Origin of the sequence: Siccirubricoccus phaeus, from assembly GCF_008360935.1 — a bacterium.
Lineage (GTDB): Bacteria > Pseudomonadota > Alphaproteobacteria > Acetobacterales > Acetobacteraceae > Siccirubricoccus > Siccirubricoccus phaeus.
In genome coordinates this window covers 77,968-91,518 of the sequence record NZ_SRXO01000027.1, presented here as the reverse complement: position 1 = coordinate 91,518, position 13,551 = coordinate 77,968, and the positions used below count along the sequence as shown (strand labels likewise).

Genomic DNA, 13,551 nt, shown 5'->3' with positions numbered 1-13,551 from the left:
GCGGGACATTGCTCAGCGGCACCGGGGCGAGGAGGGCACCACCCAGCAGCAGGACGACGGCGCCGACCACGCGCTTCGTCGCCTCGAAGGGCGTGGTCCAGCGCGGGCGGATGAATCGCTCCAGCCAACGCAGCGCCGGCACGATCCGGCGGACCGTTCGGGCCAGCCGCCGTGCCTCGAAGCGTCGGGCAGCGATGCGGCGGGGGAACACCGGGCCGGGGCGCGCCAGGATCATCTGTGCTGCGGGGACCATGAGCAGCACGCCGGCGACCGCGGACACCCCGGGGAGCAGGCCGAGGAGCGCCAGGAGGAGCAGGACAAGGCCGAAGGAACGGTCGCCCAGCCTCGCCATCAGCCAGTCGAGCGTCACCTGCGCGGTCGGCGCCTCGCCGAGCAGCTCGTCCAGCACCGCGGAAGTGGGCCTGCGCGCCAGCATCTCGGGTCGGAGCATACATGCCCGCGGCCGCAACGGACCAACCTCTCCCTGTCGGGTTGCAGACATGCACGCTCCGGTCCACGACACGCGCGCCTTAATTCCGCGCCTGCCGTCCGCGCGCTGCGGCGGTCCGATGGCGTCACCATATCCCGAAGATCATCGTCGGGGGTGGCAGGGATGGGTCGAGACCAGAAGGACGACCCGCGGCTCAGCCGGCTGCCCAGGGAGCCCATCGACCGGGTCACCGAGCCGCTGGCACGGTTCCTGCGTATCGAGACCGCCGGCGGCCTGGTCCTCCTCCTGGCCGCCGCCGCGGCGCTGGCGCTCTCCAACTCGCCCTTGGCCGACGGCTTCCTCGCCGCCTGGGAGACGCCCATCGGCGTCCAGCTCGGCCCGCTTGCGCTCGTGCACCCGACGAGGGACTGGATCAACGACGGCCTGATGGCGCTGTTCTTCTTCGTCGTCTCGCTGGAGCTCAAGCGCGAGCTGGTCCTGGGCGAGCTCAGGAACCCGCGCGTCGCCGCGCTGTCCGTCGCAGCTGCGCTGGGTGGCATGCTGGCGCCCGCGGCGCTCTACCTTGCGCTGCAGCTGGGCCAGCCTGGCGAGCGCGGCTGGGGCACGGTGATGGCGACGGACACCGCCTTCGTCATCGGCTGCCTGGCGCTCCTGGGGCGACGCGCCCCGCAAGGGCTGCGCGTCTTCCTGCTCTCGCTCGCGGTGGTGGATGACCTCGGCGCGATCCTGGTCGTGGCGATCGGCTACAGCGGCGCGCTTGACTGGGCCGCGCTCGCGGTCGGCAGTATCGGCCTTGCCGTGGTCCGCGGCATGGCGCTGCTCGGCGTGCGGAGCGTCCCGGTCTACGTGCTCGCTGGCGTCCTGGTCTGGCTTGCCATCGACGCGTCGGGGATTCACCCCACCGTCACCGGCGTAGCGCTCGGGCTGCTAACGCCGACCCGCGGCTGGGTGAGCGACCGGCGCCTGCGCGCCATTTTGGGGCGGGTCCTTGCCCATCCGCCGGGCGGCGGCCCCTGGAGCGGTGACGCCGAGGATCGCCGGGCGCTACGCTCGGCCGGGAAGGCGGCGCGGGAGGCGCTGTCCCCGGTCGAGCGGTTCGAGGCCGCGCTGCACCCCTGGGTCGCCTTCGGCGTCATGCCGCTCTTCGCCCTGGCCAACGCCGGGGTGCCGCTCTCCCTCGACGCGCTCACGGACTCCGTCGTCCTGGCCGTGGTGGCGGGCTTCGTGCTCGGCAAGCCCATCGGTGTGGTAGCCTTCGCCTGGCTGGCGGTGCGCTCGGGCCTCGCGGCGCGGCCGGCGGAGCTCGGCTGGGGTGCGCTGGCCGGGGGCGGCATGCTCGCCGGCATCGGCTTCACCATGGCACTGTTCATCGCCGGCCTGGCGTTCCAGGGCGCGCTGCTCGACGCCGCCAAGCTGGGCATCCTGGGCGCGTCCGTCCTCTCGGCGGCGGGCGGCCTCGCGTTGCTGGCCTGGCTGGCCCGCGGCGGCGGCGATCGTCTCGCCGTCGCGGACGGCCGGTGAGGGCATCGGACGGCCGGGGCCAGGCAGGATGGCCGCGGACAGGGGCAGATTCCGCTTGCGAAGGGGTGAAGGAAGCAGGTGGGGTGCCCGGGCGTTGGCCCCGGCATGGTCAGCCGATCCGATGACAACACCCTGGTGGAGGGGTGCATGACCCTGAGGCTCGTGTCTTCCGGCGACGGCCCGGCGTTGGCGATCCGCGACCACCTCCTGCCGCTCGTCCGCGACTGCGGCATCCTGGAGGTCCAGAGCGGCGCGGTCAGGCTGGTCGCGCTGCGGACGGAAGCCTGGACCGTCGAGCACTGGACCCCGTTCAACGACCTGTCGCCGGGCGAGGCGTCGTCCCCGGGCTACCGGCATGCCCTCGAGCGGCAGCGCACGAGACCGGACCTGCCCTACGGCCTCGATGTGTGGCGCGCCGGGACGCAGGTGCTGAGCGTCCTCTGGGCTGACGACGAGACTTTCGAGGTGGTCCACTTCGCCCGCGGCCCCTGGGAGGCCGAAGCACTGGCGCTGTAACGGTGCTGCCGCTTCGTCGCCGCGAAAGGCCGCCGGACGGATGCAGGTCCGGCCGGGGTGCCTACCATCGTCCTTCCGTCCTTCGCCGCCCTCCGGGCGGCGTGGTGCCTCCCCGAAGCGGCGCAGCCGCACGCCGGCGGCTTTCCGGCCCGGAGCCCTGGCGATCCCGTCGTCGCCGACGGCCTCCGACGGCGGGGACATGGGCTGGACCAGAGCGGGGCCGTTCCGGTGGCGCCGGTCGCGCCGCCTTCGCGCCGCGGGCCCGCCTTTCCTGCTCAGCACCATCCCTCCGATGTGCCGTGCGCGACCCGGACCAGGGTCTTCGTCTCGCCGAAGAGCGGGATCCCCACATAGATCCGCGCCACGATCAGGTCGGCGGATCGGAGTTCTGCCGAGACCCGGTACGTCTTCCCGTCGTCCGGGTTATAGAACCAGCCGCCTCCCCAGCGGTCGGGGCCGGCGGGGCGCAGGCCCCATAGGACGGTCAGCCCGCACAGCGGGCGCTGCCGCAGCGCCGGGTCGGGATTGTGCCGGTCTCGATTGATCTGGCCCTGGGGATCACGCGGCGTCAGCATCCAAAGGATCCGGCCGCACAACTGACTGCTGCAGTCGAAGATCTGCACGGCCGCCTTCTCGTCGATGAGCCACACACCGGCCGGAACGGCCGCCGCGGTGCTGGTGCCCGGAACCGCCAGGACCATGAGGGCGGAGAGCATCACGGGGCGCAGTGCGGCCTCCTATGCGGCAAGTCCGGGGGACCTCGTGCCCGGTCCCGGCAGGGGCCAGCGGGAAGGGAGCACGGCGGCACGGATGCCTCCTCAATGTCCTCGCCCGGCGCGGAGGCCGCCAGAGAGCACGCGATGGTGCTTCCTCGCATACTGTGATTCCCGGGCCCGAATCACGATCTCATGTGGACAGGCACTTTACCCGCGACCGCTCGGACCGTTGCGTACCGCGAGCATGCGCCGGGCCGCGATCAACGCGGCCGAATGTGCCGTTTGGAAAGACAGCCGTCATGAACGCGAAGCTCAACGACGAGATCGCCGACCGCACCGCCGAGGAGCGGAGCGAGAACGAGGGCATGCCGGAGCATGCCGCCAAGGCCCGCGACCCGGTGCGATGGGCCGCGGATCGTCACGCGAGGGCGAGTCAGCTCAGGTCGGAACGCCCCTCTGGCCACATCGGTATGTCCGGCATCGCCTTGATGTCGTGTGCCGCGCTGGCCGCGCTCGCGTCCGCCCGCGGTGCGGTCCGTTGGATGCGGCACAAGGGCAGCGCCCTGAGGCTTCCCCGCTGAGCGACCCGAACGAGGCCACTGGCGCTGGCGGCGTATCCACCAGGCCCCAGGGACGGCCGGCGCCGCCGTGCGCCCCGATCACAGGAGAGAGCGATGGCCAAGGGTCAGAAGCGGAGCAGCCGGGAGGCGAAGAAGCCCAAGCAGCCGAAGGCGAAGGTCATCACCGCCGCGTCCCCCTTCGCGACCGCACGGGCGCAGGCCGCCGCGCCCGCGCCTGCGAAGAAGCGCTAGCGGCGGAACGCGGTTCGGCGGGAGAGGCCGTCATGGGCGAGGACAGGATCAGGCCGAACATGGACGAGACGCCCGCGTGGCCCGGAGCGCAGGGCACGCCAGCGCAGCGGGCGGGCATCGCCACCGCCGCGCACGGGGTCGCGGCCCAGCCGCCGGCGGCCCAAACCGAACCCGGCCGCGGGCGGATGCAGGCCCAGGCCGGTGCCGTCGCACCACGAATCGAGGTCCGCCTCCCGCCGGAGGCCGACGGGTTGGACGAGGCGATCGCCGAACGGGCGCTGCGAGCCCTCTTCTCGGCCGCCCCGCTGCGACGCGAGCGCATCCTGATGCGGATCGCGCGGGGGCGGATCACGCTGAGCGGCTCGGTCGGCACTGAGGCGGAACGCTCCGCCGCCGAGCGGCTGGCCGCCGGTATCGAGGGCGTGGTGGACGTCACCAACCTGGTTGCGGTGGAGCGGCACGGGCGGACCACCGAGGCCACCCGCGGTGTCGCCGAGGCCTACGGCGGCGACGCGGAGAGCGGCGACGTCGCTGGCCGGATCGAGGCGCTCTTCGTGCGCGAGGCCGGGCTGGGAGCGACAGAAGTCGTGATCAGCGCGGTCGGAGGCAAGGTCGTCCTGAGTGGGCGCGTGTCCAGCTGGCGCGAGCGCGATCTGGCCGAGCGCATCGCCTGGGCGGCCCCCGGCGTCACCGAGGTGCTGGACCGCATCACGGTGGGGTCGTGACGCCGGCTTGGCAGGGCGCCCGGGGGGAGCAGTCAGGTGGAGAGTGAACGCCGCAGCACGCGGCCAAGGAGGTCAGAATGCAACCGAACCCCGCCGGACTTGTCGGCCATGTGTCCGAGCGCCGCTTTCGCCTGATGATGCTGGCCTGCGCGCTGACGCTCGCCGTCATGTTGACGGCCGTCTACGGCACCGTGGGCTTTGCCCCGGTCTGGGCCGTCCACGCCGTTCCTGCGTCGCCGTAGGCGGTACTCCCTCAGCAGTCTGCCGGTGGTTGGCCCCGAACCCGGCGCTGTCGGACGGCGGACGGCCGAATGGCCGGTTCCGCCGCAACTGGTGGCGGTGGCGCGTGATGTCGGCGCCTCCGCCTGGAACCCAAGCTGAGGAGAACGCATCCGATGAATGCCGATCAGCCGAGCGATGCCGGCGGTGCCCGGGGCAACGAGCGGCGAGCCCGGCCCGCGGCCGAGGGTTCCCGGCCACTCTTCTTTCTGTCCCTCGACGCGATGTACGCGGCGCGGGATGAGCGGGAGCGGCGCAGTGAGGCGGCGGCGGTGGAGGCCGCGCGGCGGGAGGACGAGCATCGGGCCGGCAACCGCGGCCGCTTCGAGGCCCGCGGCCTGACCGACGCCGACCGCGTGGACACGATCTCGAAGGTCAAGGCGGCGTTCGAGGGCGGTCAGCGGGAGGTGATGCTGGTGTCGTTCCCCTCCGACTACTGCACGGACGGCGGGCGGCGGATCAACAACCGCCTTCCCGGCTGGCAGGACACGCTGCCGGCCGGCGCGCGGGTGTTCCTCGAGTTTTGGCACGACGCCCTGCGACCGGGCGGCTTCGGGCTCGGTGCCCGGATCCTGAACTTCCCGGGCGGCGTGCTCGGCGACGTCGGCCTCTTCGTCACCTGGCCCGAAGGCAGGGGCTGATGCCGGGGGTCGCCGGCACCGACGCCAACCGTCCCCCTGCGGAGCAGACCCGTGCCGATCGGCATGAGTTGAGAACGGTCGCCCTCCGCTTCCAGGAGGCCGCGCCCCGGACCGCCGCGCTGCAGCTCGCCACGACCTTCCTGCCCTTGCTGGCGCTGCTCGCGGCGATGCAGGCCGGCCTCGCCTTGGGCTGGTGGTGGGTGCTGGCGCTAGGCCTGCCGGCGGCAGGGTTGACGGTGCGCGTCTTCGCCCTGCAGCATGATTGCGGGCACGGCTCGCTGTTCCGCGCACCGCGCGCCAACGACCTTGTTGGGCGGCTCTGCTCGCTGTTCACTTTCACGCCCTACGGGCACTGGCGACGGCAGCACGCCGGGCACCACGCGGTCTGGAACGACCTCGACCGCCGCGACCGCGGCACCGACATCTACTCGACCTGCGAGACTGTTGCCGAGTACCGGGCCATGGGTCGCGGGCGGCGCCGTGCCTACCGCATCCTGCGTCATCCGCTGCTCATGCTTCTGGTATTCCCGCCCCTGGTGTTCCTCGTGCTCTACCGTGTCCCGTATGACGCACCGGTCGGCTGGGGCCGGGAGCACCGCAGCGTGCACCTGACGAACCTTTCGTTGCTCGCCTTTTACGGTAGCTTCTCGGCGCTGCTCGGCATCTGGCCGGTGACAGCCGGCGTCCTCGCCGTGATGGTGCCGGCCAGCATCGCCGGCGTCTGGCTCTTCTCGGTGCAGCACCGCTTTGAGGGGGTGCATTGGGCGCGCCACGCGGCCTGGGATCGAGTGACCGCGTCACTCGCGGGCAGCTCCTACCTGCAATTGCCGGCGGTTTTGCGGTGGTTGACGGCGAGCCTCGGCTTCCATCACGTGCACCACTTCGCGCCGCGCATCCCGAATTACCTGCTGGAGGCCTGCCACGACGCGCACCCCGCCTTCGCCACTGCGCGGGTGGTCACGCTGCGTGAGGCTTTCTCGGCGCCCGGCCACCTGCTGTGGGACGAGGAGGCCGGCCGCATGGTGACCTTCAAACAGGCCGAGGAGGCGCTGCCCAATAGAGGGCTTGATGGTCTTCGCGGCGGGCAAGGCTTGCTCAGCCGAAGCGCAGCCTCGGCGGCGGCCCCTCACGCTGGCCGGTTCCGACGACGCCTGGCCCTGAGCGGGGCCCGCGCCGCCCTGCCGGACGTACCGCCGACTCTGAGGCAGACCAGCGCGACCGAGGGGAACAGCGCGACATGACATCGGGCGGATGATGGCTCACGGTGGGGCCAGGGTCCTTGCCCTGAGGCAGTCCGGATCGGGGGAACACTGTGACGATCACAATATACCATGACCCGAACTGCGCCACGTCACGCGACGTTCTGGCGCTCATTCGCAACAGTGGCGAGGAGCCGGAGACCATCGAGTACCTGAAGGCACCGCCCTCGCGCGAGACGCTCGTAGGCTTGCTCCGGCGCATGGACATCCCCGTGCGTGACCTGCTGCGCCAGGAAGTGCCATCGTACGAGGAGTTCGGTCTCGATGACGCCAAGTGGGCTGACGACGCGCTGATCGACCTGATGCTGCGGCACCCCGTTTTGATGGATCGCCCGATCGTGGTCAGCCCGCTTGGCGTGCGGCTGTGCCGGCCATCGGAGACGGTCCTGAACATCCTGCCCGCTCCACAGGAGGGCGCCTTCCGCAAGGAAAATGGCGCGCCTGTTATCGATGACCAGGGAAGACGTGTTGATCGGACCGCTTTGGATTGAGCGCATCCCGGACAGGGCCAGTCGCGGTGGCATGTGCACTGTCTCGGGGGCAGCGAGGATCACCCCGTCCGTGCGGGCCGCCGGGGAAACGCACCTTCATACCGGGCCGCGATGAGGTGCCGTGCCGGCGGCATCCCCAGGGCCTTGAGCGGGCATGACCGCGAGATCAAGCCGGCACGAGGCAGAGCTGGAAGCGGAGAACGCACGCCTGCGGGCTGAGCTTGCCGCCGCTGAGAGCCGTGCCGCAAAGAATGCCGAGGTGCGAACATACGAGCTCGCCGACACGCGCACTGATCTTGCCAGTTCCGAGGCGCTGAACGCGGAGCTTCGCCGGGCAAACGCCGAACTGGCGGAGAGCGAGCGGCATCGGGACCTGCTGTTGGCCGAACTGAACCACCGCGTCAAGAATATCCTTGCCACCGTTCAGGGGCTCGCCGCGCAGACGCTGAAGGGGGTCGGTGGTGATCCTCGGCGCTTCGCCCAGCACTTCGGAGCGCGGCTGCGGACCTTGGCGCGGGCGCACGACATGCTGGCGGCGCGCGGGTGGGAGCCGGCCGGCATCGGGGACACCGCGCAGAATGCGCTGGCGCCGTGGTTGGGGACCGGCCGGGCCGTTCAGCTCAACATCCGGGGCGGTTGCGCCGGCGTGACGGTATCGCCGCGGCAGGCGCAGGCCCTGGTACTCGCCTTTCACGAGCTGGCCACCAACGCCACCAAGTACGGTGCGCTCTCCGTTTCCGAGGGCCGGGTCGAGATCCGGTGCGAGGCGGGAGCGGATGGAGCTATGACGATTCATTGGGCAGAGACGGAGGGCCCGCCGGTGGCAAGGCCGCCGGATCGGCGGGGCTTTGGCACCCGGCTGCTGGAGCGCGGCCTCGCAATGGACCTCGGACCCGGCAGCAGCGTCGAGCTGCACTTCGAGCCGGCCGGTTTGCAGGCGGCAATCCGCTTCATCCCCGCGCAGGGACCGCACTGGCCGACCAACCGCCATCCGAGTGCCTAACGATTCGCGCGCCGGCTGCCGGTCCAGAGAATGTTAGCGCCCGGTTCCTCTCGCCACACCATTCATTCCTGCAAATTCGTTCTCCGGTTGGGCGGCCGGCGCCTGGAACCGCAGGTTGCGCCAGGGTTGGTGCGTGAACCTTGGGAGTGCGGACACCGGGAGGGGCCGAAATTCTCTCCGGAGGGCGGATTCTCTCCAAACCTTGGGACTTGGCCGCTTCAGTCTACAAGGTCTATCGCTTTGTAAATATAGGATCTTCTTTCCAAGTCGAGCGGCCAATGTTCGCGGTCCCTATGCCCATTCACGCGAAACCGGCGCTGAAACTCATCCTCGGGTGAACCCTCTCGCAAAGCCATTACGAAGGCGACGCCGGTGGGGCGACGTCAGCGGCGGTGTAGGCTTGGCGGGGGTCGTTCGGCGATTGCGGAAAGGCACGCTCCAGCACCCTCTCATGGACGAGAGGATTGAGTACCCGCTGCCGGAGGTAATCCTCGTCGCGGCCGAGCAGGGCGGACAGAACCCGAATGGTCAGGTAACGCTCGCGACATAGGAGCGTGATCACACTGCGGGTTGTCTCTGGTGCGACACGTCCGCTGGTTCGGACTGGCTCCGAGATCTCCTCGAGCTGTCGCCGGAGCCCCGCGTCCAAGCCCTCGAGGGCATCAATCAGGGGATATGGAAGCCCTTCTACCTGGCGGCCTAGGCTGCCGCTGGTAGGTGCGGAGTCAAGCTCCGAACCTTGGCCCGGTAGCTCCGAACCTTTCGTCGACAGCTCCGAACCTTTCCCCGCGAGCTCCGCACCCTCGGTGGGCGGGCCAAAGACGGTATCGGGGTTCGGTAGGACCATCCCCGGCAGCCTATAAACCGCAGCGCGCCGCCGCCCTGACTGCACAAGGTAATCCTCCTGGACCAGCCCCTGGAGCAGCCGAGTGAGGTCTGTCGGGTGCATGTCGCAGATCGAGAGCATTCGCGCATGCGTCACGAAGCCCTCCGTCGCAGCCGCCGCCAGGATGAGCCGCTGATCCCTCGAAAGCGCGTCGAACCGGGACCCAAACCGCGCCCGCAACCGCGCGAGAGCGTCTGCTGGAATCAGGTCAAGCATGCGGAGCTCAAGCAGGGTCTGCTCGCTGGGCTGCTCGCGTTCATAGAGGACAGGCGGGCGCCAATGCTGCTCGGCCCAGCCCTTATGGATCTTCGGCACCCCTGATCCAGCTCGCTCGCCGGCGCCGACGAGCAGAAGCATTTTCTGGAGCGTGCGGTTACGGCCGTCGCTCTCACCCCCTGCAATTGCCTGAGCGACAGGGACGCGCATCAGCCCAGGATTACGGAAGCCGAACATATCAGGCCGCTTCACAACGAACACCGACGCGCGACCGGTGTAGTCTGCATGAACGATGGTGTTGACGAGTGCCTCCCGCAGCGCCTCGTGCACGGGTGTCTCATCCTGCCGCTGGCCATTCTGCAGCGCGAAAGGAACCTTCAGGTCGGCCACCAGCTTGCGGTAGACGCGCCGGTAAAAATCAAACAGGTTTCCCGACCACGTACCGTCGAGAGTGACGCGATCCACCCAGCGCTGCTCCGCCTTCGGATTGGCGCGCTCCTGGTAATCGAGGAAGTAGTTCGGGAACTCGTCCTGAATGCTCTCGGATTTGCCAAACATCAGCAGGCCTGCGACGGTCAGGCCCTCGGTCCCACTCTCACGATCGCGCCGCACAGCGCCGATCTTGCGAAGAAACTCCTCGTCGGGCGCGTCAAGGAAAGGATGGGTGGGTGAGCGGTCGCGCATCATCTGGCGGTAGGCGCGCACACTCTCCCAATCCAGGTCCTCCAAACCGAAGCCCTTCAGGACCCTGTTGTCTCGGGACTCCTCGGTCTGCTCGGCAAGCATCCGCTTGACGATTTCTTCGTCACATTGGCGATCGCCGTCATTCAGGCGGCGATAGCTCCCGGTCATCGGGTTGCCGTTGATGTAGACGGGTTTGTGTCGGCGTATTCCCTGCGGCACCTCGATCACGAGGAGAGTCCGTCCGTCGACGGACACCGCCTCGACATGCTGATCGGTGAGAAGGTTGGCGCTGACCTTCTGCCGGTTGTTCAACTGATTGAAGAGGTCGCCAAGGGCGTCGGCCCAGTCGCGGCACTCGCGCGCAGCCTCCCGCACCAGCTCCTGGCCGACCGTGCCGTATTCGGGGCCGACGACGATGGCGGCGCGGCGCTGCTGGCCGGCCTCCTCGTAGGTGGCCTCGGCCGCGACATGGCCCTTGCCGGGCCAGGGGCGGATGGTGGCGAAGGTCAGGCGCTCGTTCTTCTTGGTGTTCTGCACGCCGGCCTTGGCCAGGTTGTCCAGCACGGCGGTGACAAAGTCGTCGCCGGTGCCGGCGTCGGCTTCGGATTTGGGCCGCAGCCGGCGGCGGGGTGGTGGGGCCTCGCCGGCCTCGGCGGCCAGCGCCTCCACCACCGCCTCGTCCTCCTCATCGGCGGGGAGGACGCGGTGGGGGGAGAGGCTCTCTACCGTGAAGGGGCCGGTGACGCGCACCGCGCCCTTCTTCGGATAGGGGCGGTCGTGCAGGAACTCGACCTCGGCGTTGCGGGCGATGGAGGCGTCCATCTCCGCCTGCCGCTCGCGCCGTGCCTGCCAGAAGGCGGCATGCGCCTCCCGCGCCGGGGTCGGGGCATCCTCCGGCAGGCTGTGGGGGCTGCACATTCCGGATTAAGCGTTTCGTCAGCCGTGACGAACGATCCCGGTTATGCTGCCGGTCTGCGTCAACGCGGGGCGGAACCCTTCGTGACCTTGGCTGCGGAGCTCGATGCCTTCCTGGCCCGGGAGAAGTCGCGCTGGGTTGCGGTGGCGCAGGAGGCCGGCATATCCGCAGGGAGTAGGCTCGGCGCGGTCTTCGGCGTCGGGCACGGCAGCCAGGCATGGGTTGACCAGCGCGTCGCCGATTCAGGCGTGCCTGGCCAGCGTCGCGGCCGGCCGGTCCCACAGGCGGCGCACTGCCGGGGCCCTGGACGCGCGCAAGGAGGAACCGTCTCGCCGAAGCCCCGTGGCAGCGCCCGCACCCGGGTGATACTCACCGGCGATGCATGGTCTCACCCTGCGCCAGCTGCGCGCCTTCCTCGTCACGGTCGAGCTGGGCAGCGTCGCCGCCGCGGCGCGCAATCTCGGCCTGACGCAGCCCGCCGTGGGTCAGCAGCTGCGCGAGCTCGAAGGCCAGCTCCGCGTCCGCCTCTTCGAGAAACTGGGGACCCGCCTGCATCCCACCCCGGCCGGTCAGGCGCTGCTGGAGCCGGCGCGGGAGGTGCTCGCGGCGGTGAAGCGGCTGCACGAGGCAGGGGGCCGATTTCGTGCCGGCGATGCGGGGCATGTCCGGCTGGGCACGGGCGCGACCGCCTGCATCTACTTCCTGCCTGGCCCGCTGCGCCGCACCCGCCACTCCCTGCCCGGGGTGGAGATCGCGGTCAGCACCGGCAACACCGCGCCGATGCTGCAGGCGCTCGTGGAAGGGACGCTCGACGTCGCCCTCGTCACCGCCACGCCCGATGAGGTGCCGACGAGCCTGATCGCCGAGCTGCTGTTCCACGACCCGCTCCAGGCCCTGCTGCCTCGGGGCCTTGGCAGCGTCCTGCCTGCCTGTCCGCGGCCCGACGATCTGGCCAACCGGCCTCTTCTCCTGCACTCCCGCGGCAGCACGACGCGCAACCTGACCGATGCCTGGTTCCAGAAGGCAGGGCTCGCGGTCGCCCCCGGCATGGAGTTCGACAGCATCGCCGCCATCAAGGAGCTGGTGGCGGCGGGGCTGGGCTGCTCGATCGTTCCCGGCATGGCTGTCCGGGTGGAGCATCCGGAGATGGAGGCCCGCCCGCTGGACCCGCCGCTCCAGCGGCCCATCAGCCTGGTGCTGCGCGCCAACCAGGTCCCGGACGCGGCGCTGCGCGCGCTGATCGCGGAGCTGCGCCGCGCCGGGGACCTGTAGCGCTCAGGCGAAGGCCGGCGTGAGCGGGTTCAGCGGGATGTTGAGCGCCTTGCGTCCCGGGATGTTCACCCCGCCGCGCACCGTCCCGCGCTCGATGTTGATCCAGCGCTCGGCGATGGCGGGATGCAGCTCGCGCCCATCCGGCAGGGAAAGCCAGATGCGCATCAGGTGGCGCTTCCGCTCGACCTCCGGCCAGTCGACGAAGGAGGTACGGGCGTGGAACACCACATGGTTCTGCACGTACTGGAAGTCGCCGGGCTCGAAGGGGATCCGTGCGCAGAATTCGGCGGAATTGCAGAGTTCGAGGAAAAGCCGCATGGCCTCCCACTGCCGCTCCGTCATCGGCGGCGCCTCCTCGAAGCGGCGGGCCGAGTGCAGATAGGCCTCCAGCGGCGCGTAGCCGGTGAAGTTGCCGTCCTTCCACATGAAGAGCGGGATGCGCATCCAGGGATGCTTGCCCGCCGGAACCTCACCGCGGCGGTCGCAGGTCAGCGGCTCGTAGAGCGCGTGGCAGAGGTCAGGGGCCACGCGCAGCATCTCGTCATGCACCGCGATGGCGCTGACCAGCGCGCTGGACCCGCCCTCCTTTGCCGTGTGGATGCACATCAGCCCGACCACGTCGCAGGCATCCGAATGGAAGGCAAGCTCGGCATTGGTCTGGGTCAGGCGCTTGTTCACGTCGTCATGCGCGGTGCCGATGTCGATGACGTGGCCCAGCATGTGCCCGTTGCGGTTCTGCGGCACGACATCGCCCAGGTGCAGCGAGAGGCCGAAATAGATCCGCATCTGCGTCTCGGTGTCGTAGCGGTGGACCGGCAGGCCGCGCATATAGGCGAAGCCGAGGCGATGCAGGATGTCGTGGCGCAGCGCCGCGATCTTCGGCGCAAGCTTCGGCAGCGGGAAGTCCTCGCGGCGCAGCGCCAGGATGTCGATGTGGCGGCTGGCCTGGGTGGCTGCCTCCAGCTCCTGGACCTCCTCCTCGGTCAGGCGGTGTATCCAGCTCTGGTCGCGCTGGAGATCGGCCGCGCGCCAGGCGAGCGGGCCGCCGATCGGGCCGGGGGCGAATTCCAGCACGCCGATTTCGGTCTGTACGGGCATGAGCGGTTCTCCTGTTGTTGAAACCGCTGCCGTGTCTACACACGCGGCGGCGGAAGAAAGCGACG

The 13,551-nt window shown here is 70.0% G+C and carries 15 protein-coding genes; 11 read left to right on the top strand and 4 right to left on the bottom strand.

From position 1 onward, the window contains the following. A partial coding sequence (locus E5N76_RS26080) for an exopolysaccharide biosynthesis protein (RefSeq protein WP_149539258.1) occupies positions 1–451 on the bottom strand: 451 nt, incomplete at its 3' end. 162 nt (positions 452–613) lie between these two features. On the opposite strand from E5N76_RS26080, the gene nhaA reads away from it, so the two are divergent. Together nhaA and E5N76_RS26070 are read left to right on the top strand one after the other, a co-directional pair. After that, entirely contained in the window at positions 614–1,972 is a 1,359-nt protein-coding gene (nhaA, locus tag E5N76_RS26075; protein WP_149540714.1) for a Na+/H+ antiporter NhaA, read from the top strand. 147 nt (positions 1,973–2,119) lie between these two features. Beyond that, a complete protein-coding gene (locus E5N76_RS26070) occupies positions 2,120–2,488 on the top strand; it encodes a hypothetical protein (RefSeq protein ID WP_149540711.1) in 369 nt (122 codons plus the stop codon). A gap of 275 nt (positions 2,489–2,763) precedes the next feature. On the opposite strand, the gene E5N76_RS26065 is transcribed toward E5N76_RS26070, so the two are convergent. Next, positions 2,764–3,204 (bottom strand): DUF2147 domain-containing protein, encoded by a 441-nt coding sequence (locus E5N76_RS26065; protein ID WP_099096581.1) that lies wholly within the window; start codon positions 3,202–3,204, stop codon positions 2,764–2,766. 299 nt (positions 3,205–3,503) lie between these two features. Here E5N76_RS26065 and E5N76_RS26060 point away from each other — a divergent pair, with 299 nt between their 5' ends. The 8 genes from E5N76_RS26060 to E5N76_RS26035 all read left to right on the top strand — a co-directional run bounded on the left by E5N76_RS26060 (position 3,504) and on the right by E5N76_RS26035 (position 8,414). Beyond that, the gene (locus E5N76_RS26060) at positions 3,504–3,785 is read left to right on the top strand and encodes a hypothetical protein (RefSeq protein WP_149540708.1); all 282 of its coding nucleotides are present in this window, start codon (positions 3,504–3,506) and stop codon (positions 3,783–3,785) included. 93 nt (positions 3,786–3,878) lie between these two features. After that, positions 3,879–4,016: a hypothetical protein gene (locus tag E5N76_RS29885; RefSeq protein ID WP_187830416.1), complete on the top strand. Its 138-nt coding sequence runs from the start codon at positions 3,879–3,881 to the stop codon at positions 4,014–4,016. Between the two features lie 32 nt (positions 4,017–4,048). After that, positions 4,049–4,741, top strand: coding sequence for a BON domain-containing protein (locus E5N76_RS26055; RefSeq protein ID WP_149540705.1), 693 nt, complete (start codon positions 4,049–4,051; stop codon positions 4,739–4,741). A 77-nt stretch (positions 4,742–4,818) separates the two neighbouring features. Continuing rightward, positions 4,819–4,983 carry a hypothetical protein gene (locus E5N76_RS29880; RefSeq protein ID WP_176559883.1) on the top strand — a complete coding sequence of 55 codons (165 nt, stop codon included), beginning with the start codon at positions 4,819–4,821 and terminating at the stop codon, positions 4,981–4,983. A 153-nt stretch (positions 4,984–5,136) separates the two neighbouring features. Further along, positions 5,137–5,661 carry a hypothetical protein gene (locus E5N76_RS26050; RefSeq protein WP_149540703.1) on the top strand — a complete coding sequence of 175 codons (525 nt, stop codon included), beginning with the start codon at positions 5,137–5,139 and terminating at the stop codon, positions 5,659–5,661. Next, entirely contained in the window at positions 5,661–6,902 is a 1,242-nt protein-coding gene (locus E5N76_RS26045) for a fatty acid desaturase family protein (protein WP_149540701.1), read from the top strand. The genes E5N76_RS26050 and E5N76_RS26045 overlap by 1 nt, the downstream gene beginning before the upstream one ends. 71 nt (positions 6,903–6,973) lie before the next feature. Continuing rightward, positions 6,974–7,411: an arsenate reductase (glutaredoxin) gene (gene arsC, locus E5N76_RS26040; RefSeq protein WP_099096577.1), complete on the top strand. Its 438-nt coding sequence runs from the start codon at positions 6,974–6,976 to the stop codon at positions 7,409–7,411. A gap of 154 nt (positions 7,412–7,565) precedes the next feature. Then, complete coding sequence (locus E5N76_RS26035; protein ID WP_149540697.1) at positions 7,566–8,414, top strand: sensor histidine kinase; 849 nt, start codon at positions 7,566–7,568, stop codon at positions 8,412–8,414. A gap of 355 nt (positions 8,415–8,769) precedes the next feature. Here E5N76_RS26035 and E5N76_RS26030 read toward each other — a convergent pair whose 3' ends face one another. Beyond that, a complete protein-coding gene (locus E5N76_RS26030) occupies positions 8,770–11,022 on the bottom strand; it encodes a putative DNA binding domain-containing protein (protein WP_149540694.1) in 2,253 nt (750 codons plus the stop codon). A gap of 472 nt (positions 11,023–11,494) precedes the next feature. Between E5N76_RS26030 and E5N76_RS26025 the strand changes: the two genes are divergently transcribed. Further along, on the top strand, positions 11,495–12,388 hold the full coding sequence (locus tag E5N76_RS26025; protein ID WP_149540691.1) for a LysR family transcriptional regulator: 894 nt from the start codon (positions 11,495–11,497) through the stop codon (positions 12,386–12,388). 3 nt (positions 12,389–12,391) lie between these two features. On the opposite strand, the gene E5N76_RS26020 is transcribed toward E5N76_RS26025, so the two are convergent. Continuing rightward, positions 12,392–13,486 (bottom strand): TauD/TfdA family dioxygenase, encoded by a 1,095-nt coding sequence (locus tag E5N76_RS26020; RefSeq protein WP_149540688.1) that lies wholly within the window; start codon positions 13,484–13,486, stop codon positions 12,392–12,394. Positions 13,487–13,551 lie beyond the last annotated feature (65 nt).

Excerpts from the sequence above, each read along its gene's own strand:
- E5N76_RS26055 (WP_149540705.1), top strand. The coding sequence starts at position 4,049 with ATGGGCGAGGACAGGATCAGGCCGAACATGGACGAGACGCCCGCGTGG.
- E5N76_RS26045 (WP_149540701.1), top strand. The coding sequence starts at position 5,661 with ATGCCGGGGGTCGCCGGCACCGACGCCAACCGTCCCCCTGCGGAGCAG.
- E5N76_RS29880 (WP_176559883.1), top strand. The coding sequence starts at position 4,819 with ATGCAACCGAACCCCGCCGGACTTGTCGGCCATGTGTCCGAGCGCCGC.
- E5N76_RS26020 (WP_149540688.1), bottom strand. The coding sequence starts at position 13,486 with ATGCCCGTACAGACCGAAATCGGCGTGCTGGAATTCGCCCCCGGCCCG.
- nhaA (WP_149540714.1), top strand. The coding sequence starts at position 614 with ATGGGTCGAGACCAGAAGGACGACCCGCGGCTCAGCCGGCTGCCCAGG.
- E5N76_RS26035 (WP_149540697.1), top strand. The coding sequence starts at position 7,566 with ATGACCGCGAGATCAAGCCGGCACGAGGCAGAGCTGGAAGCGGAGAAC.
- E5N76_RS26030 (WP_149540694.1), bottom strand. The coding sequence starts at position 11,022 with ATGGACGCCTCCATCGCCCGCAACGCCGAGGTCGAGTTCCTGCACGAC.
- E5N76_RS26025 (WP_149540691.1), top strand. The coding sequence starts at position 11,495 with ATGCATGGTCTCACCCTGCGCCAGCTGCGCGCCTTCCTCGTCACGGTC.
- E5N76_RS26060 (WP_149540708.1), top strand. The coding sequence starts at position 3,504 with ATGAACGCGAAGCTCAACGACGAGATCGCCGACCGCACCGCCGAGGAG.
- E5N76_RS29885 (WP_187830416.1), top strand. The coding sequence starts at position 3,879 with ATGGCCAAGGGTCAGAAGCGGAGCAGCCGGGAGGCGAAGAAGCCCAAG.
- E5N76_RS26070 (WP_149540711.1), top strand. The coding sequence starts at position 2,120 with ATGACCCTGAGGCTCGTGTCTTCCGGCGACGGCCCGGCGTTGGCGATC.
- E5N76_RS26065 (WP_099096581.1), bottom strand. The coding sequence starts at position 3,204 with ATGCTCTCCGCCCTCATGGTCCTGGCGGTTCCGGGCACCAGCACCGCG.
- E5N76_RS26050 (WP_149540703.1), top strand. The coding sequence starts at position 5,137 with ATGAATGCCGATCAGCCGAGCGATGCCGGCGGTGCCCGGGGCAACGAG.